The sequence below is a fragment of the Streptomyces sp. NPDC050674 genome, assembly GCF_040654575.1.
GTDB lineage: Bacteria > Actinomycetota > Actinomycetes > Streptomycetales > Streptomycetaceae > Streptomyces.
The window spans coordinates 231886-250784 of the sequence record NZ_JBFAIG010000001.1 but is presented as its reverse complement, the minus strand read 5'-3'; the positions used below and the strand labels follow the sequence as shown (position 1 = coordinate 250784).

Annotated in this window: 18 protein-coding genes; 9 read left to right on the top strand and 9 right to left on the bottom strand. The window is 71.8% G+C overall.

The genetic code is table 11. The features are described from left to right. Positions 1-174 precede the first annotated feature (174 nt). A complete protein-coding gene (locus AB0I06_RS00985) occupies positions 175-738 on the bottom strand; it encodes an NAD(P)H-dependent oxidoreductase (protein WP_363116587.1) in 564 nt (187 codons plus the stop codon). A 128-nt stretch (positions 739-866) separates the two neighbouring features. Here AB0I06_RS00985 and AB0I06_RS00980 point away from each other — a divergent pair, with 128 nt between their 5' ends. From AB0I06_RS00980 to AB0I06_RS00970, 3 genes are all read left to right on the top strand, one after another. Next, a complete protein-coding gene (locus AB0I06_RS00980; RefSeq protein WP_363116586.1) occupies positions 867-1535 on the top strand; it encodes a helix-turn-helix domain-containing protein in 669 nt (222 codons plus the stop codon). A gap of 94 nt (positions 1536-1629) precedes the next feature. Next, a complete protein-coding gene (locus tag AB0I06_RS00975; RefSeq protein ID WP_363116585.1) occupies positions 1630-2667 on the top strand; it encodes a LacI family DNA-binding transcriptional regulator in 1038 nt (345 codons plus the stop codon). 238 nt (positions 2668-2905) lie between these two features. Then, positions 2906-4342: a benzaldehyde dehydrogenase gene (locus AB0I06_RS00970; protein ID WP_363116584.1), complete on the top strand. Its 1437-nt coding sequence runs from the start codon at positions 2906-2908 to the stop codon at positions 4340-4342. A gap of 45 nt (positions 4343-4387) precedes the next feature. Here the strand turns inward: AB0I06_RS00970 and trxA are convergent, their stop codons facing one another. After that, positions 4388-4768 (bottom strand): thioredoxin, encoded by a 381-nt coding sequence (gene trxA / locus AB0I06_RS00965; protein WP_363116583.1) that lies wholly within the window; start codon positions 4766-4768, stop codon positions 4388-4390. Between the two features lie 120 nt (positions 4769-4888). On the opposite strand from trxA, the gene AB0I06_RS00960 reads away from it, so the two are divergent. Further along, positions 4889-6319, top strand: a complete 1431-nt coding sequence (locus AB0I06_RS00960; protein WP_363116582.1) for an NAD(P)/FAD-dependent oxidoreductase — start codon at positions 4889-4891, stop codon at positions 6317-6319. Positions 6320-6538: 219 nt separating this feature from the next. Here AB0I06_RS00960 and AB0I06_RS00955 read toward each other — a convergent pair whose 3' ends face one another. After that, a complete protein-coding gene (locus tag AB0I06_RS00955; RefSeq protein WP_363116581.1) occupies positions 6539-7183 on the bottom strand; it encodes a peptide deformylase in 645 nt (214 codons plus the stop codon). 153 nt (positions 7184-7336) lie between these two features. On the opposite strand from AB0I06_RS00955, the gene AB0I06_RS00950 reads away from it, so the two are divergent. Then, on the top strand, positions 7337-8740 hold the full coding sequence (locus AB0I06_RS00950; RefSeq protein ID WP_363116580.1) for a PepSY domain-containing protein: 1404 nt from the start codon (positions 7337-7339) through the stop codon (positions 8738-8740). A gap of 67 nt (positions 8741-8807) precedes the next feature. On the opposite strand, the gene AB0I06_RS00945 is transcribed toward AB0I06_RS00950, so the two are convergent. From AB0I06_RS00945 to AB0I06_RS00935, 3 genes are all read right to left on the bottom strand, one after another. Next, positions 8808-9167 (bottom strand): tetratricopeptide repeat protein, encoded by a 360-nt coding sequence (locus AB0I06_RS00945; protein ID WP_363116579.1) that lies wholly within the window; start codon positions 9165-9167, stop codon positions 8808-8810. 69 nt (positions 9168-9236) lie between these two features. Then, positions 9237-9683 carry a MarR family transcriptional regulator gene (locus AB0I06_RS00940; RefSeq protein WP_363116578.1) on the bottom strand — a complete coding sequence of 149 codons (447 nt, stop codon included), beginning with the start codon at positions 9681-9683 and terminating at the stop codon, positions 9237-9239. Beyond that, positions 9680-10162: a MarR family transcriptional regulator gene (locus AB0I06_RS00935; RefSeq protein WP_363116576.1), complete on the bottom strand. Its 483-nt coding sequence runs from the start codon at positions 10160-10162 to the stop codon at positions 9680-9682. The genes AB0I06_RS00940 and AB0I06_RS00935 overlap by 4 nt, the downstream gene beginning before the upstream one ends. A gap of 125 nt (positions 10163-10287) precedes the next feature. Here AB0I06_RS00935 and AB0I06_RS00930 point away from each other — a divergent pair, with 125 nt between their 5' ends. Then, on the top strand, positions 10288-11253 hold the full coding sequence (locus AB0I06_RS00930) for a pirin family protein (protein WP_363116575.1): 966 nt from the start codon (positions 10288-10290) through the stop codon (positions 11251-11253). 752 nt (positions 11254-12005) lie between these two features. On the opposite strand, the gene AB0I06_RS00925 is transcribed toward AB0I06_RS00930, so the two are convergent. The 3 genes from AB0I06_RS00925 to AB0I06_RS00915 all read right to left on the bottom strand — a co-directional run bounded on the left by AB0I06_RS00925 (position 12006) and on the right by AB0I06_RS00915 (position 14646). Then, positions 12006-12461, bottom strand: a complete 456-nt coding sequence (locus AB0I06_RS00925) for a DUF6069 family protein (RefSeq protein WP_363116574.1) — start codon at positions 12459-12461, stop codon at positions 12006-12008. A gap of 176 nt (positions 12462-12637) precedes the next feature. Next, positions 12638-13636 (bottom strand): RNA polymerase subunit sigma-70, encoded by a 999-nt coding sequence (locus AB0I06_RS00920; protein ID WP_363116573.1) that lies wholly within the window; start codon positions 13634-13636, stop codon positions 12638-12640. Between the two features lie 362 nt (positions 13637-13998). Beyond that, entirely contained in the window at positions 13999-14646 is a 648-nt protein-coding gene (locus tag AB0I06_RS00915) for a PH domain-containing protein (protein ID WP_363116572.1), read from the bottom strand. Between AB0I06_RS00915 and AB0I06_RS00910 the strand changes: the two genes are divergently transcribed. From AB0I06_RS00910 to AB0I06_RS00900, 3 genes are all read left to right on the top strand, one after another. Beyond that, complete coding sequence (locus tag AB0I06_RS00910) at positions 14567-15175, top strand: DUF6192 family protein (RefSeq protein ID WP_363116571.1); 609 nt, start codon at positions 14567-14569, stop codon at positions 15173-15175. The genes AB0I06_RS00915 and AB0I06_RS00910 overlap by 80 nt on opposite strands. Before the next feature lie 1114 nt (positions 15176-16289). After that, positions 16290-17414, top strand: coding sequence for a cytochrome P450 (locus AB0I06_RS00905; protein ID WP_363116570.1), 1125 nt, complete (start codon positions 16290-16292; stop codon positions 17412-17414). Between the two features lie 88 nt (positions 17415-17502). Next, positions 17503-18858: a serine hydrolase domain-containing protein gene (locus tag AB0I06_RS00900; protein ID WP_363116569.1), complete on the top strand. Its 1356-nt coding sequence runs from the start codon at positions 17503-17505 to the stop codon at positions 18856-18858. Positions 18859-18899 lie beyond the last annotated feature (41 nt).

Sequence of the window (18899 nt, the reverse complement as noted above, 5' to 3'; positions counted from 1 at the left end):
GCCGGAAGCCGTCAGCGCCTGTGAGACATGCCGGAGAGGCTGCCGGGAGCCGTCGGCCGCTCCGGATTAATGCCGGAAAGGCCGCCCCGGGAGCCGTCGGCCCCTCCAGGCATGCCGGAGGGGCCGACGGCCGTTGCCGGCCTCGGCCCCTCCGCGGGCACGGGGTGAGGGCGGTCAGGCCGCGGCGGTCGCGCCGGCGTGGCCGTGCAGGCGGGCGATGACCTCGGTCAGCTGCTCGGCGACCTCGGCGTCGTCGGCCGGGTGCGTCTCGGCGAAACGGGTCATCGAGCCGGGGATGGACAGCTTGACGTCCTCCAGCACGGTGCCGCCGGCGATGCCCACGGCCTTGCGGGTCTCGTCGTGCGCCCACACGCCGCCGTACTGGCCGAAGGCGGTGCCCACCACGGCGACCGGCTTGCCGCTCAGCGCGCCGGCGCCGTACGGGCGGGACAGCCAGTCGATGGCGTTCTTCAGGACGGCCGGGATGGTGCCGTTGTACTCGGGGGTGAAGAGGATCAGACCGTCGGCGGTGTTCGCGGCCTCGCGCAGCCGCGCGGCGGCGGCCGGGACGTTGCCCTCCACGTCGATGTCCTCGTTGTAGAAGGGGATCTCGGCCAGCCCCTCGAACAGGTCCACCTCGGCACCCTCGGGGGCGAGCTTGACGGCCGCCTCGGCGAGCTGGCGGTTGTGCGAGCCGGCGCGGAGGCTGCCGACGAGGGCGAGGATACGAACGGACATGCTGACTCCCACGTATGAGGTACTGCTCTGAGACAGTGCGTTTCGATCCGGACCGGGGTCCGTTTAACGTTCTAGCATCCTAACCGGACCGCGGTCCAGTTTTGTTCCCGATGCTTTACGCTGGCTTCATGTCCGCCGTCCCGCCGCCCCTCCCGACGCCCCAGGAGCCCGTCGACCACCCCGAGCTGCTCCAGCTCGGCACCGCCCTGGAGGCCGACGAACCGTGCCTGCGGGCCGACGCCGCGCGCAACCGCGCCCGGCTGCTGGAGGCCGCCGCACGGCTGGTGGCGGAGCGCGGCGCGGAGGCCGTCACGATGGAGGCCGTGGCCGCCGAGGCCTGCGTCGGCAAGGGCACGGTCTTCCGCCGGTTCGGCGACCGCACCGGCCTGCTGACGGCACTGCTCGACCACTCCGAGAAGAAGTTCCAGGCCGCGTTCCTCAGCGGCCCGCCGCCCCTCGGGCCCGGAGCGCCGCCCGTGGAGCGGCTGCGGGCGTTCGGCCTCGCGATGCTGCGCCGCTCGGCCGACGAGCTGGAGCTGCAACTGGCGGCCGACCCCGGCGCGAGCCGCCGCTACGTCGTCCCCGCCCGCCGCGTCCTGCGGCACCACATCGAGATGCTGCTGCGGCAGGCGGTCCCCGAGGCGGACGGCGAACTCCTCTCCCACGCGCTGATGGCCCAGCTCGACCCGGCCCTGATCCATCACCTGACCAAGCAGTGCGGCCTGCCGCTGTCCCGCCTGGAGGCCGCGTGGGTCGACCTGGTCGACCGGGTGACGGAGGCGGGCACGGCGCGCTGACTCCCGCCCGCCCGCCGTCGTGAGCGCTCACGGCTTCCTCACAACTCCCCCGCCTAAAGCGCGCATTGGGGCTTCTGCCAAGATGCCGTACGTCATGGTGCAGATACCGAAAACGCCCGCGCCCCCGTCCCCCGCACCGTCGCGCTCCGTGCCCACGAGCGCCGATGTGGCCCGCCTGGCCGGCGTCTCGCGCGCGACCGTCTCCTACGTCCTGAACAACACCAGTGCCGTACGGATCAGCGAACCCACCCGCCGTCGTGTGCGCGAGGCCGCCAGGGAGCTCGGGTACGTACCGCACGCGGCGGCCCGCAGCCTGCGCGCGGGGCACAGCCGGATGGTCCTGATCCCCGCGCCGACCTTCCCCGTCGGCCCGCTCTACAGCCGGTTCCTCGCCGACCTCCAGAGCTCGCTCGCCGGGCTCGACTACACGGTCGTGCAGTACGGCACCGGCGGTCCGCACGGCGACGAAGCCGCCCGCGCCTGGGCCGAGTTACGACCCGTGGCGGTCCTCGTGCCCGGCTCCGGGCTCGGCCCGCGCGGCGTCGCGGTGCTCAAGCGCTCGGGAGCGCGGGCCGTCGTCACCCTCGGGCCCGAGACCATCGAGGGCGCGCACGCCCTGCTGATGGACCACGACATCGTCGGCCACAGCGCGGGCGCCCACCTCTACGACCGCGGCCGGCGCCGGATCGGCGTCGTCGTGCCGCAGGACCCCGGTCTCGAGGCGTTCTCCGCACCCCGCCTCGACGGTGTGCGCCAGTCGTTGCGCGGTACGGACGCCACGCTCACCGAACTGCCCCTCGCCTACGACGAGCAGGCCGCGGCGCGGCTCGCCGCCCGGTGGCGCGGGCTCGGCCTGGACGCCGTGTTCACCTACAACGACGAGTACGCGATGCTGCTGATGCGGGCCCTGCTGGACGAGGGCATCCGCATCCCCGAGGAGACGGCCGTGATCGGCGCCGACGACCTGGTGCTCGGCCGGCTGCTGAGGCCCCGGCTCAGCACCGTCCGCCTGGAGCTGCCCTCCGGCCGCGAACTCGCCGAACTGGTCGACCGCACGGTCCGCCAGCCCGCCACCGCGCCCGAGACGCACAAGGTGCTGGGCGCGACGGTGGTGCACCGCGCGTCGAGCTGATCCGGCGCGACGGGGCGCGACGCGACCGGCCGGCGGACGGACGGCGACCGGGCTTTCGTGCCGCGGCACGGCTAGGATGTTGCATGCTCAACAAAACGGGGACGTGTTCACCCGCGGGCCGAGGCGCACACCGCCGCGTCCGTTCGGCGCGTCCCGCCATGTGACCGCCGAACCGGCCGCGCACGTACGGGAGTCCGACCGCCCCGTCAGCCGGTGACCGATCGATCGGAGAGCCGTCATGCCGTTGCTCGATACCAGGAGCTGGCAGCCCCACCGCCTCACGGGGCCCGGGTACACCGTCACCGAGCCCGCCACCGGCCAGGCCCTCGGCACCCTGACCCTCGCCGGGCCCGAGGACGTCGGGGCCGCCGCCGGGCGGGCCGCCACCGCCCAGCGCGCCTGGGCCCGCACCCCGCACTTCGCCCGGGCCGCCGTGCTCCGCAAGGCGGGTGACCTGTTCACCGAGCACGCCGCCGAACTGCGCGCGTGGCTCGTGCGCGAATCCGGCTCCGTCCCCGGCAAGGCCGACTTCGAACTGCACGTCGCCGCCCAGGAGTGCTACGAGGCCGCCGCCCTGGCCTCCCGCCCGGCCGGGCAGGTCCTGCCGAGCGAGGCGCCGCGCCTGTCGTACACGCGCCGCGTCCCGGCCGGTGTGGTGGGCGTGATCTCGCCGTTCAACGCCCCGCTGATCCTGTCCATCCGCTCCGTCGCACCGGCCCTGGCCCTGGGCAACGCGGTCCTGCTGAAGCCGGACCCGCGCACGGCCGTCTGCGGAGGGCTGTCCCTGGCCGCGGTCTTCGCCGCCGCGGGCCTGCCCGAAGACCTGCTGCACGTGCTCCCCGGCGGCCCGGACGCCGGCCAGGCCCTGGTCGCCGACCCGCGGGTGCCGGTCATCTCCTTCACCGGCTCCACCGCCGCCGGACGGGCCGTGGGCGAGGCCGCCGGCCGTCACCTCAAGCGGGCCCACCTGGAACTGGGCGGAAACTCGGCCATGATCGTGCTGGAGGACGCCGACCTCGACGCGGTGATCTCCACGGCCGCCTGGGGCTCGTTCTTCCACCAGGGCCAGATCTGCATGACCACCGGACGCCATCTGGTGCACGCGTCCCTCTACGACGAGTACGTCGAGCGGCTGGCCGCCAAGGCCGACTCACTCGCCGTCGGCGACCCCTACCGGGACCAGGTCCACCTCGGCCCCATCATCGACGCGGGCCAGCTCACGAAGATCAGCGGCCTGGTCGAGGCCAGCACGAGCGCGGGCGCCAAGCTCGCCGCCGGCGGCACCCACGACAGGCTGTTCTACCGGCCGACGGTCCTCGCCCACGTCGACGACCACAGCCCCGCGTACACCGAGGAGGTCTTCGGCCCGGTCGCGCCCGTCCGCTCCTTCACCACCGCCGACGAAGCGGCGGCGCTGGCCGCGCAGAGCCCCTACGGCCTCTCCCTGGGCATCATCACCAGGGACCCGGCCCGCGGCCTGGACCTCGCCGAGCGCATCCCGACCGGCATCGTCCACATCAACGACCAGACCGTGAACGACGAGGCCGTGGCACCCTTCGGCGGGGTCGCCGCCTCCGGCACCGGCGCCCGTTTCGGCGGTGAGGCCAATCTGGAGGCCTTCACCGAACTGCGCTGGACGACGGTACGCGGAGACGTGGCCCCCTACCCCTTCTAGGACGCGCCCCGCCCCTCGCCGGGCCCGTCACAAGGGCCCGGCGGGTCACTCCGCCGGCTGCTGGGCCTGCTGCTCGGCGATCGTCTTGCGCACCTCGTCCATGTCGAGGTTGCGGGCCTGCCCGATGACGTCCGTCAGGGCGGCCTCCGGCAGGGCGCCCGGCTGGGCGAACACGGCGACCTGGTCCCGGACGATCATCAGCGTGGGAATGGACTGGATGCCGAAGGCCGCGGCCAGCTCGGGCTGAGCCTCGGTGTCCACCTTGCCGAACACCAGGTCCGGGTTCTCCCCGGCCGCCTTCTCGTACACCGGGGCGAACTGCTTGCACGGCCCGCACCAGTCGGCCCAGAAGTCGATCAGGACGAACTCGTTGTCCGTGACCGTCTGGTCGAAGTTCTCCTTGGTGAGCTCCACGGTGCTGCTCATGGCGTACATCCCTACTTCCTGGGGTGGGGTCAAGCCGTCGGCACAACACGGCCGACCGGACACGTATTCCGCGCCCCTACCCATGTGGCCAGGGCGCACACCACCCACCAGACTGACCCCATGACGGAAACGGAAACCAACGCGTACGACGTCGTGGTGCTCGGGGCCGGGCCCGTGGGGGAGAACGTCGCCGACCGCACCCGCGCGGCCGGGCTGACCACCGCGGTCGTGGAGAGCGAACTGGTCGGCGGCGAGTGCTCCTACTGGGCGTGCATGCCCAGCAAGGCCCTGCTGCGACCGGTCATCGCCCGTGCCGACGCCCGCCGCGTACCGGGCCTGCGCCAGTCGGTGCGGGGCGACCTCGACGCCTCCGCGGTCCTCGCCCACCGGGACTACTACACCTCGAACTGGAAGGACGACGGACAGGTCGGGTGGCTCGACTCCATCGGCGCCGACCTGTATCGCGGCCACGGGCGGCTCACCGGCCCCCGCACGGTGACGGTCACCGGCCCGGACGGCGGCGAACGCGTCCTGACCGCCCGGCACGCCGTCGCCGTCTGCACCGGCAGCCGCGCCGCCCTGCCCGGCCTGCCCGGACTCGACGCGGTCAAGCCGTGGACCAGCCGGGAGGCCACCAGCTCCAAGACCGTGCCCGGCCGGCTGATCGTGGTCGGCGGCGGAGTGGTCGCCACCGAGATGGCCACGGTCTGGCAGGCCCTCGGCTCGAAGGTCACCCTGCTGGTCCGCGGCAAGGGCCTGCTGCCCCGGATGGAGCCGTTCGCCGGAGAACTGATCGCCGAGGCGCTCACCGAGGCCGGAGCGGACGTCCGCACGGGCACCTCGGTGGAGTCGGTGACCCGGGAGAACGGGACGGTCGTGGCCGTCACCGGCACGGGCGAGCGCATCGAGGCCGACGAGATCCTCTTCGCCACCGGCCGCGCCCCGCGCACCGACGACATCGGCCTGGAGACCATCGGCCTGGACCCCGGCTCCTGGCTGCCGGTCGACGACAGCCTCCGCGTGAGCGGCCACGACTGGCTGTACGCGGTCGGCGACGTCAACCACCGCGCCCTCCTCACCCACCAGGGCAAGTACCAGGCCCGCGTCGCGGGTGCCGCCATCGCCGCCCGCGCCACCGGCGAGACCCTCGCGGCCGAGCCCTGGGGCGCCCACGCCGCGACCGCCGACCACGCCGCCGTGCCCCAGGTCGTGTTCACCGATCCGGAGGCCGCGGCCGTGGGCCTGTCCCTGGCCGAGGCGGAACAGGCCGGGCACCGTGTCAGGGCCGTCGACGTGGACCTGTCCACCGTCGCCGGGGCCGGCCTGTACGCCGACGGCTACCAGGGCCGCGCCCGCATGATCGTCGACCTCGAGGACGAGATCCTGCGCGGCGTCACCCTCGTCGGCCCCGGCGTCGGCGAACTCATCCACTCCGCGACGATCGCGGTCGCCGGTCAGGTCCCGGTCGGCCGCCTGTGGCACGCCGTCCCGTCGTACCCGACGATCAGCGAGGTGTGGCTGCGGCTGCTGGAGGCGTACCGGGACGCGTGACCCGCCCCCGGCCGGCGCCCCGGACGGCACCGGCCGGGACTACCCGTGCGCGGGTTCCAACAGCTCCCGGTAACCGTTCGGCGCCGACCATCCCGACACCCTCGAGGTGGTTCGTCGGCTCGTCCAGCGGCAGGGAGCCGTGTCCCGCGACATGCGGTCACGGTAACGGGGACCCCGCCACGGGCGCCGCCGAATGTCGGCGGAGCGGCTCCGCTCGCGCTACGGCAGCTCGAAACCCAGCGCCCGCGCGGCCTCCCGCGGGGTCGGCTGGCCCCAGCGCTCCGCCACCGCCTGATGGGACGACAGTGAACGCGGCTCGGCGCGGTCCAGGTACAGCACGCCGTCGAGGTGGTCCGTCTCGTGCTGCACGATCCGGGCCGGCCAGCCCGTGACCACCTCGTCCAGGGCCAGGCCCCGCTCGTCCTGCCCGGTCAGCCGCACCTCGGCGGGCCGCGCCACCACCGCCTGCCAGCCCGGCACACTCAGACAGCCCTCGAAGAAGGCCGCCCGCGCGTCACCGACCGGCTCGTAGGCGGGGTTCACCAGCACCCGGAACGGCTGCGGCACCCGCCCGCGCGCCACCCGCACCTCCTCCGGCACCGGCGCCGGATCCTCGATCACCGCGATCCTGAGCGGCACCCCGACCTGGGGAGCGGCCAGACCCACCCCGGGCGCCGCACGCATGGTGATCCGCAGGGCCTCGACGAACCGGGCCAGCAGGCCGGGCCCCAGCTGCCCGTCGTACGGCCCGGTGCCCTGCCGCAGCACCGGGTCGCCGGCCGCGACGACGGTCAACGGGAGCCCCGCTTCGAGGAGTTGTTCGACCCGCTCGGCCAGGGGCGGGCGATGGCTCGGTGTTCCCATCGCGCCAGGATGGCACGCCACCTCCCACTCCAGCGTGACGCACGTCACACGTGTTCGCCGGGAACTCGACGCCCCTCCGTCCCGACTACTGCACCGCAACGGCCACCGCCCCCACCGCAACGGCCCTGATGACGTCCCCGGAGAAGCCCGCCGATGACCACCGCTCCCTCGACCGCCAAGGACGAGGCCCCGCAACCAGCCGCCCCGGCACCGCCGAAGGGCGGCTGGGCCCCCTTGCGCCCGCTGATCCTCCGCCTGCACTTCTACGCCGGGGTACTGGTGGCGCCGTTCCTCCTCGTCGCCGCCGTCACCGGCCTGCTGTACGCCGGTTCCTTCCAGGCCGAGAAGCTCGTGTACGACCACGAGCTGACCGTCCCGGCCGGCGAGAAGAAGCTGCCGATCGGCGAGCAGGTGGCCGCCGCCCGCAAGGCCCACCCCGAGGGCACGATCTCGGCCGTACGCCCCTCACCCGAGGCCGACGCGACGACCAGGGTCATGCTGTCCGGCGTCCCGGGCGTCGGCGAGGGCCACACCCTCGCCGTGTTCGTCGACCCGTACACCGCGAAGGTGCGCGGCTCCCTCGAACAGTACGGCTCGACGGGCGCGCTGCCGCTGCGCACCTGGATCGACGAGTTCCACCGCGATCTGCACCTGGGTGAGCCGGGGCGGCTGTACAGCGAGCTCGCGGCCAGCTGGCTGTGGGTCATCTCGGCCGGCGGGCTGGTGCTGTGGTTCTCCCGCCGCAGGGCCCTGCGCACGGTACGCGGGACGAAGGGGCGCCGGCGCACGCTCGGCCTGCACGGCACGGTCGGCGTATGGGCGGCGGCCGGATTCTTCTTCCTGTCGGCTACAGGTCTGACCTGGTCGGCCTACGCCGGCACCACCATCGACGAGCTGCGGACCTCGCTGGGCCAGGCCACCCCGTCGGTGTCGGCGGCGGCCGGCGGTGAACACGCCGGTCACGACTTGGCCACCGGGCGCGCGGGCGACGCGGCCCACGGCGTGGGCCTGGACAAGGTCCTGGCGGCGGCCCGGGCCGAGGGCCTCGGCGACCCGGTGGAGATCGTGCCGCCCGCCGACGCGGACTCGGCGTACGTGGTGAAGCAGGTGCAGCGCGGCTGGCCCTCGAAGCAGGACGCCGTCGCGATCGACCCGGCCGACGGCCAGGTCATGGACGTGGTGCGATTCGCCGATCACCCCGTGCTCGCCAAGCTCACCCGGTGGGGCATCGACCTGCACACCGGCGTCCTCTTCGGGCCGGCCAACCAGATCGCCCTGATGCTGCTCGCGAGCTCCCTGATCCTGCTGATCGTGTGGGGATACCGCATGTGGTGGCAGCGCGGCCGGGGCAGCGCCTTCGGCCGTCCGATCCCGCGCGGTGCCTGGCAGCAGGTACCGCCGCAGATCCTCGTACCGCTGCTGGCGGGGGTCGCCGTCCTCGGATACTTCCTGCCGCTGTTCGGCATCCCGCTGGCGGCCTTCCTCGCCGTCGACATCCTGCTGGGCGAGATCGCCCACCGGCGGGGGCGGCGGTCGTACGCGACGCCCAAGGGGTAGCGGACCGCCTGCCGACGCGCGGATGCCCGGCCTCACGTGAGGCCGGACATCCGGGGCGGAGGGTGGGTCAGCCCTGCTCGAAGTCACCGGCGAGCGCCGAGGCGATCCGCAGGTGCGACTCCGCCTCCTCGTGCCGGTTCTGCCGCTCAAGGGTGCGGCCGAGCATCAGCCGCGCGTAGTGCTCCACCGGGTCCTTCTCGACGATCGTCCGCAACTCGTCCTCGGCGCGCCGCAGTTGCGCCGAGTGGTAGTAGGAGCGCGCCAGGAGCAGCCGGGGCCCGGTCTGCTCGGGCACCTCCTCGACCAGCCCGGCCAGGACGCGCGCCGCGGCCGCGTAGTCCTTGGCGTCGAAGAACAGCCGCGCGCGCTCCCAGCGCTCGGCCGGAGTCCCGTGGGCGTAGTACGTCGTGTCCTGGATCGTGTTCACTCGGTGCCTCCTTCGAGGCCGACAACCGAGCCCGCCGGCCCGTTATTCCACCGGCCGGAGGGGGCCGGATCAGCGGCTCAGGACGGCCAGTTCGGCACCGGCCCGTTCGGTGATCAGGCTCAGCACACGGCCCGTTACGGCCAGGTCCTCCGCGGGGATGCCGGCATAGATCCGGGCGGTGACGGGCGCCGTCTCGCGGGAGATCGTGGCGTACAGCTCACGCCCGGCGTCCGTGATCCGGACGTCCGACGCCCCGACCGGAGCCAGCCAGCGCGCGGCGATCAGCTCGTCGAGCACTCCGTGCACCTCGGCCGCGCCGGTCTTCAGGGCGTCGGTGACGCCGTCGACGAGCCGCTCGCGCGCGACCGGGCCGTCGGCGAGGGCGGCGAGCCGCAGGGTGACCGACTGCTGGAAGGTGACCCCGTGCCGGTCGAGCACGTGCTCCAGCAGGGCGCGGCCGGCGTAGTGGGCCAGGGCGATGACGCGTGGGTCGACGTGGGGTGCGGTGGTGGTCATGACTGCTCCGTCTCGTTCTCGCTGGAGGGATCAAGAGGTGCGTCGAGCAGGACCGTCAGCTCACGCGTGAACTCCCGGGTGCGGGTGCTGTCGAGGCCGCCGAGCGGGCCGAGAAGCTGCTGGAGGAGACGGTGCACGACCTCGATCGCCCGCCGGGTTACCTCCTGGCCCTGTTCGGTGAGCGTGAGTTGCACGGCGCGCGGGTCGCGCGGGTCACGGGTGCGCTCCAGGAGACCGGCGGTCTCCAGTGTTCGGGCCAGCTTCGACACGTAGAGCGGCTCCAGTCCGGTGTGGTCGGCGAGGCGGCGCTGGCTGGGCCGCTCGCCCGAGCGCTGCATGCCGTGCAGGGAGGCCACCAGGGCGTACTGCGCGTGGGTGAGCCCCAGCGGAGCCATCGCGCGGTCGACCGCGACCCGCCACTTCGTCGACAGCCGCCACACGAGGAATCCGGGAGTCGCACCTTCGGAACCGTTGCTCATGCCGGATACAGTACATAGATACTATGTACATGGCTACTATTCTTCGGTGTCGAGGCGTCGAGGCGTCGAGGCGTCGTCGAAGGTGACGCTGACGCAAGCCTCCGCGCCGGACTAGGTTGTGCGTCATGAGCAATCTTGAGCGCGAGGCGGCCCCCTCCCTGTGCGGTGGCCGTGGCTTCGTGGTGGCGGAGCCGGTGCGTGAACTCCTCAGCCCTCGCCGGGTCAGGCTGGGCGAGTCCGGCGAAGTCCGCCGGCTGCTGCCCAACCTCGGCCGCCGGATGGTCGGCGCCTGGTGCTTCGTCGACCACTACGGCCCCGACGACATCGCCGACGAGCCCGGCATGCAGGTGCCGCCGCATCCTCACATGGGTCTTCAGACGGTGAGCTGGCTCCATGAGGGGGAGGTGCTGCACCGCGACTCCACCGGCAGCCTCCAGACGATCCGCCCGCGTGAACTCGGCCTGATGACCTCCGGCCGGGCCATCAGCCACTCGGAGGAGAGCCCGCGTTCCCACGCCCGCTTCCTGCACGGCGCGCAACTGTGGGTCGCTCTCCCCGACAGCCACCGCCACACCGAGCCCCGCTTCGAACACCACACCGAGCTGCCGGTCGTCACGGCCCCCGGGCTCACGGCCACGCTGATCCTCGGCGACCTCGACGGCGCGACGTCCCCCGGTACGGCCTACACCCCGATCGTCGGCGCCGACCTGGCCCTGACCCGGGGTGCGGACGTACGCCTCCCCCTCGAACCGGACTTCGAGTACGCCGTCCTGTCCATGTCCGGCGAGGCCCACGTCGACGGCGTCCCCGTCCTGCCCGGCTCCATGCTCTACCTCGGCTGCGGCCGCGGTGAACTGCCCCTGCGGGCGGAGTCGGAGGCGGGCCTGATGCTGCTGGGCGGTGAACCGTTCGACGAGGAACTGATCATGTTCTGGAACTGGATCGGACGGTCGCAGGCGGAGATCGAGCAGGCGCGCCGGGACTGGATGGAGGGGACGCGGTTCGGAGAGGTGAAGGGCTACGACGGCGCCCCGCTGCCTGCTCCTGCGCTGCCTCCAGTCCCCCTTAAGCCGCGCGGAAGGACCCGCTGACCTGTAGGAATGACTGACGGGCTGGTGGCAGTCAGTCGGCCGACCGTCCTGCGTTGTCCCTCACGGGTTTCCCGCTGGAGAGGAGTAGCCGGGGCACATGAAGAGGGGCTGCGCCACAGGTCCCACGCGAACGTCAGACTGCCGATGACGAGCAAACGGGGCCGTCGGACAGCACACATGACCGGTCCGAGAAGAGCAGTTCCTTCAGCACTCGACCTGCCGCTAGGTGTGAGCTCCGCACTCTCGGATGGGAGACTCGTTCACATGAAAGAGGTGCGGTGCGAGCGATGCGACAACATCATCGGCATGGGATGCGCCTGCCCTCCTGATGGCAGCGTGCCCAAGGCACACCCAGAGGAAAGGCATGTTCGACAGGAATGGCGGCGGTTCCCCGGCAACGCCATCTTGATCAAGCAGAATGGTAAGGCGCACGTTCCAGGCGCCTGCGATCACATGGCAGAAGACGAGGTGCGGCCCCCGAAGTGGGGTTGGATCCTCGATCCAACCCCGGGGGATTGGGACCGTATCAGCGAAAGCAGCCCAGCCATCGCCACTGGGGGGAACGCGCAGCTGCGGGCGACGAGCCGGTGCATGACGTGCATGGGGACTCTCGGTGGCTGATGGGGCAGCAGGGCGTGCTGTGCGGTGGGATAGCTGACCAGAGGGCCGACGGCCCCTCGGCCCTGGTTCGTTTCGTGGACCCGGCTGCGAGCGCGTCCTGGCGCGGTTCAAGCCCGACGTCGACTCGAGAGTCAATCGGTCCGGGTGCGCAGGCTCCGCGTCAGGGTGGGGATCATCACCGCCGCGGGGACGAGGTGTAGCCCGAGGAGGGCGGTGGTGGTGGCGGTGTTTGCCCCGGAGAGGAGGGGCGGGACCAACGAGATCGCGGTCAGCGACACTGCCGTCCACACGAATCGCTGGGCGGGGCGAGCGCTCCAACGACGAAGAGCGACGGCAATGACGATGCCCACGACCGAGAAGAAGCCGGTCACCACGGCGAACCCGGACAACGGGATCGTCTCGCCACCATCGGGGACCTCGAAGTCGACGCCGACGGCCTGGGCAAGTGCCGCGGCGAGGGTGGTGGCCACCATCGCTGCGAGCGTGGCAATGAAGCCGGAGCCGGCGAGCCCGCGTAGCCGGTGGGTGAGGCGGGTCTGGCCCGTAGCCGGGCCTGCGACGACCTCGGTGTCATTCAAGCTGTTCACGTCGTTCCTCCATCGTTCGCTAACTGGCGTACGGGGCGTCGACTGGCGTGCGGCAGGGCCGTTGTGCAGCTCCGGTTGCACGCGCCCGCGGGTCACGACGTCGAACGCGTCGTACCGCTGCGCCGCGACGACCGTGACACGCGCGTCACCGCGCTGCGCGAGCGTCCACGCCGGGATTACTGCGTGCCGTCGGCCGGCAGGCGCTCGGGCAGCCCGAGCCGCGGGAACTGGTCGTCGTGGAACGTTGTGATCTCGGTGATCGCCCCACCGGTGACGCGCAGGACGTCGATGGTCAGTGGCAGGTATGCGCCCTCCTGCTCCCGCCAGAGGTAGAAGGCGACGGCGGGCTGCCGGTTCACAGAGGTGGGGACGGCGCGCAGGCCCTTCATGCCGTCGAAGCCGCTCTCCACCCAGTCGTTCACCACCGCGTCGCGGCCGACGTACAGGCCCGGCGTCGGCGGCATCGAGCACCGGACGTCGTCCCGCAGCATCGCGGCGAGCGCCGGGACGTCCGTGGCCACGCTGGCGTCGGTGAAGCGGCGTACCAGCTCGCGCGTCCCGGCGTCCTGTTCGCCACCGGTCCAGTCCTGCCGTTCGGCGGGCAGGTGCTCCCGCATGCCGGCGCGGGCCCGCTGCAACGCGCTGTTCACGGAGTTGACCGAGTCTCCGAGGGTCTCCGCGACGTCCTTCGCCGGCCAGCCGAGCACGTCCCGCAGGATCAGCACGGCCCGTGGGCGCGGCGCGAGGTGCTGGACTGCGACCACGTACGCCAGCTCGATCGTCTCCCGCGCGACGGCGACGGTCTCCGGCTCGTCCGCGTCCCCTGCGGGCAGCTCGTCGAGCAGCCGGTCCGGGTAGGGCTGCAGCCACAGCACCTCACCACCGGTCGCGGGCTGCGGGCGGTGCTTGGCGAGCAGGTCGAGGCAGGCGTTGGTGGCGATCCGGTACAGCCAGGCCCGGAACGTCGACCGCCCCTCGAAGGTCTCCCGCCGCCTCCAGGCACGCAGGAACGTCTCCTGCACGGTGTCCTCGGCGTCCTCGAATGACCCGAGCATCCGGTAGCAGTGCACGTGCAGCTCCCGCCGGTGCCGCTCCGCCAGCCTCGAGAACGCCGGCTCGTCCGCCTCGCTCAGACCGTTCACGCCCAGTTCCTCCGGTCGCGTGTCCGCGCTCATCACGTCATCCTTCCGCCTCGTGGTGTCCCGTCGTATGTGTGACGGGTGCGGGCGCGATAACTCATCACTGAGATCGTCCGGATGGCTGATCCAGCGACGGATCCGGTGTCGGAGCACGACGCGCGGTACGAAGACGAGGGCATGGGTCCGCTGGAGTGGGCGCGGGTACGTGATCGCCTGGCGCGTGCCGGGGTCACCTGGTCTTGACGACGCGACGGGCATGACGGCCCCGCTGATCTGCGAAATGGCGGAGTGGTCGGTGACGGGTGGATGACTCGCCGCCCTGTGTTGCCTCCGCAGCTCTACCGTGCGCGTGAGGCCGGCCAGGCCGCGGGAAGCGAGCGTGCGTGGGGGAGCCGGACTCAACGCTTGCGGTGGAGCATCACCCGGATCGTGGTGACGGTGAATGCCAGAGCAGGCACGATGAGCAGCATCTCGGCCGAGAGGAGGACCGACAGGGGCTGGCCGTAATCCTCGGCCTCCTGTGGCACGCCGAGGAACAGCAGGACGACAAAGACACCGGCCGACCACATGATCGCTGCCAGTGCGGCCAGGAGGCCGGCCATCACCGAACTCGCCAGGTGAAGGAAGAATCCCTGTGCGGTGGCCATCTGCTGCACCGGCTGCCAGTCCCCACCGCGCAGCCGTTTCCACTGCGCACAAAGGGCGAGCACTTCGTCCTCCAGGGACGCCACGTTCCGGTCGTCGAGATGCGGCAGCGCCGTACGGTGCCCCTGCCGGTCGTACATCACGGCAAGCATTCTGGGACGGCTCCCCGGGCCGGGCTCGATGTCGATGCCCTGAATGTCCCGCCAGGCCGTCCGTCTTTCACGCCTGAGTCCTCTGACCGTCACGCCCTCGCGGGAGATGACGGTCGCGCTCCGCAGACTCCACGCGAGCAGAGGGACGAACAGAGCCGTCAGGCAGACGATGACCGTCAACTTGAGCCGGCCCGGCATTCCTCCGACAGTCGCGATCTCCACCGCCGCGCCGGCCAGAGTGAGTCCCATGAGGACAAGCACGGTTCTGGTGGTGGACGCGGACGCCCGGTACTCCCGCCTTCGCATCACATCCGACATGAGCCCCCCAACGGCCACCGTCCGCTCCCCGGCCCGGCGACCACAGCCTCAAGACGCGAGCACTCTGGGCCGTACCCTCCCGCTTGGCACTCGAACCCAGCCGGCGGTCCGTGACTTGACCCGCGACGACGAGGTCGCCACCCGCGTCACCTCCGAGCTGCTTCAGCGACCCCGGGCCGCCCGGCAGGCGATGCGGGACGACGACACCCGCTTCACCGTCAACCGGGCCCAGTGCGACAACTCCGAGGAGGCCCGGGAGCAGATTCGCGACCGGGGCCCGGCAGCCCGCAAGATCGAGAACACGATCGAGGATCTACCGAGCACACCATCGAGTGCTGATTGGCCGAAAGTGCGTGTAGCAAGCGGAAGTTGTGATGCATCACTCCGTCGTCGAACGCGGGTGCGCGAACCGAGGGTGCGAGCGCGCCGAGCCGGTCTCCACCTTGGTGTCGCGGGTTGACGGCGCCGTGCTTGGGCCGGGACCGGCCGCCGGACTTCGACCTGGAGCAGTACAAGGACCGCGAGGTCATCGGGCGCTGTATCGGCAGGAGCCGAGCAGGCCCGGGCGGTCGCCACCCGTTTCGAGGAGCCGGCCGCCCGGTGTCTCGCCGGCCTCCGGTTCGCTTCACTCGTCCTCCGGCTCCGCCCACGGTGATCATTTCTCGCACAGAGCCTGGACCGTGTTGTCCTGAGAGGCAGGGTTGGCTCAAAAGAGGCGGCAGGGCCGGTGGTTGCGGTGCCGCGATGTCAGATCCTCGTAGGTCGCCTTGTGGCTCTTTCGAGGCCGCTGTGGCAACACCGCCATTTACCGGCCGTCGTGACGGAATCCGCAGGCGGGTGGCTGTGCGGCCAAGGACGACGGATGCGATGGTGCCCCGAGGCGTCGAAGCGCGGTCCCACTTTCTCTTCAGAGCCTTGGTTTGAGGGTGAAAGAGCGGGATACACGGCCTCTTTGGCGGGTCGCTGAACGGTCACATCCCCTTCAACTTCGGGGGGTTGCGAACCTGTGACCCAACGTGAAAACTGTGAGCGCAATCGGTCGAGATGATCGTGTCGAAGTGTGTTCTTGACACGTGCATCGAAGGGCAGGGGAGTTCTGCGCAGGGCTGCTGCGCGGGGAAGTCAATGGGGGACGTGGTGGTGTCTGAAGGTGCCCTGGGCGCGTCATGCCGGGCTGCGCAGGTGGAGGCTCGTCCGTGGCTCGGCGGGCGTCCGGACCACTCGGAACCGCCGCCCCACCGTCCCCTGTGCAGTCCTCGGTTCCGCTGACGCCAGGGCCGCCATCGCCTGAGGGGTGGACAAGCCGGCCGCCCTCGGTGGGCCGACCCGGCTGAGCCGCGCAAGGGTCCACCTGGCGCGGAGCGACAACCGCCCCGCCGTGCCGCACCCCCGATGGCCGAACCCGTGACGGCCAGCACTGCCCGCGGTCGGCCACCGCGCACCTCGGTGGTCCACCGTCGGGCACGCGCGCCCACACTCAAGGAGAAACGGTGACAAGCACACAGCTGACCGGGGCCGAATCGCCTCTTGACGCGTTACCCGGGCGATGGCGGTCCTTACGCGACGCCGGCCCCGTGACGTACGACGAAGAGCGCCGGCAGTGGCACGTCGTGGACCACGAGGGCGTCTCGGCGGTCCTGTCCGACCCGGCGACGTACTCCTCCGACATGACGCCGATCGCCCCCACCCAGGAGGACTTCGAGGCCTTCCGGCAGGGCAACTTCGTCGGCATGGACCCGCCGGAGCACCGCAAGCTCCGCACCCTGGTGAGTCAGGCCTTCACTCCGCGAGTGGTCCATGGCCTCGCACCGCGCATCGAGGCCGTGTGCAAGCGGCTGTTCGACGGCGTCGCCGACCGCGACCGGTTCGACCTGGTCGACACCCTCGCTTATCCGCTGCCGATCATCGTGATCGCCGAACTCCTCGGTATCCCCGCCGAGGACCACCGGCTGTTCCAGGAGTGGGCCGCCACCCTCTTCGGCGGCGACCAGCTCGGGGACAGTCTTGACATGGCCGATCTGGAACGGGCGTTGGAGGCCATCGCCCCGACCGTGCGTGAGATGAACGGCTACGTACTCGACCACATCCGGCACCGCCGCACCCACCCCGGTGACGACCTGACGAGCAGACTCCTCACCGCCGAGGTCGACGGAACGCGACTCGAGGACCAGGAGATCGTCGGGTTCGTCGCCCTGCTGCTGGTCGCCGGGCACATCACCACCACCGCGCTCCTCGGCAACGCCATGGTCACCTTCGACCGGCATCCCGGCACGCTCACCGCCCTGCGGGAGAACCCGGACCGGGTGCCGGACGCCGTCGAGGAAGTCCTGCGCTGGCTGCCGCCCTTCCCCGAGCTGGGCCGGCGCACCACCCGGCCGGTGGTGCTCGGCGGGCATGAGATCCCGGCCGACACCCTGCTGATGGCGCACCTGGGGGCTGCCAACCGTGACCCCTCCCGCTTCACCGCACCGGATGTCTTCGACGCGGCCCGCGACCCCAATCCCCATCTCACCTTCGGCCATGGCATCCACTTCTGCTTCGGCGCCCCACTGGCCCGGCTGGAAGCCCGTATCGCCCTGCAACTGCTGATGGAACGTTTCTCCTCCATCGTCGTGCCCTCGTACGACGACGTCACGTACCAGAATCCGGCCGTCATCGTCGGCGTACGCCACCTGCCGGTCCTCGTCACCAGGCCGTAAGCGCGCCGACGGGCACACCCGCACCGCTCACTCGCGGGCCGCCCGCGTCCCCCTCCCCGCACCCGCTCTCACCAGGAGTTCCCTCCCCATGCCGTACCCCACCGCCGCTCCGGCCGCACACCGGCCGCCGACCTCCTTGCAGCAGGAGTTGAGCAGCCACCTCGACTCCCTCGCGCGCGTCCACCGCGTGCCCGGCGCCCAACTGGCCGTCCACACAGGCGCCCATGTCCTCAGCGCGCACACCGGCACGGCCGACGCGGTGGCGAACACCCCGTTCACCGCGCAGACGGCCGTTCCCCTGGGGTCCGTCACCAAGGTCGCCACGGCCGCGGCCGTCCTGCTCCTCGCCGACGACGGAGACGTGGACCTGGACGAACCCGTCAGCGAACTGCTGCCCGACTTATCAGGTCAGATACCCGAGGTGACGGTGCGTCACCTGTTGAGTCACACCGCCGGCCTCCCCACCGGACCCGACTCAGACAGCGCCGTCGGCACCACCGCCTCCCGGTACCTCTCCGCGGTCTGCACCGCCCGGAACACCCTGTTCCCGCCAGGCACCGGCTTCTCGTACTCCAACGCGGGCTACGTCGCCGCCGGCCGCATCCTGTCCGAAGTGACGGGTATGACCTGGCAGGAAGCAGTGGCAGCGCTCGTCCTGGAGCCCTTGGGCATCGTCCCCGCCTTCCTGGGCGACGCCACCCCCTCCCGGCCGCTCGCCAGCGGCCACGCCCTCAACACGGCAACGGGCCTGGTACGCCCGGCCCACCAGAACCTCGCCCCCGTGGAGGCCCCGGCCGGAGCGCTGCTGGCGAGCGCCGAGGACCTGGTCGCCCTGGGCAGGGCAGCGATCGGCGGGTCCGCCGGACTGCCGGCCGCCGTCGCCGACCGGATGCGGCACCCCGAACCGTCCGCCGACCCCGGTGCCCTCGCCGATTCCTGGGGCCTCGGCCTGGCCCTCTTCCGACAGGACGGCCGGGTGTGGTGCGGCCACGACGGGAACGCCCAGGGCACCTCCTGCCACCTGCGGGCGGACCCCGACAGCGGCGTCGTCGTCGCCTTCACCGGCAACGCGGGCGCCGCCACCGCCCTGTGGCGTGACATGGCCGCGGAACTCGCCCGGCTCACCGGCGTCCGCGTGCCCACCGCCCCGGCCGCCGACACCCGCCGCGGACTCGCCGTGTCGCTCCCGGAGTGCGCCGGAACCTACCGCAACGGGGGCATCGAGTACGTGGTGAAACTCGACGGGGACGACACGCCGACCCTGTCCGTCGACGGCGACTACCCCATCCCGTTGGTCTGCTATCCGGACCTGTCCTGCGACCTGATGGATCCGGCCACCGGCCGGGTCGAACCGGGCGGCCGTTTCCACCGTGATCCCGCCACCGGGGCCATCGATCGCCTGCAGATCTCCGGACGCACCGCGCGCCGCACAGGCACCCACTGACCGCGCGCCGGACCGGCACCGCCTGACGACGTGCCGATTCG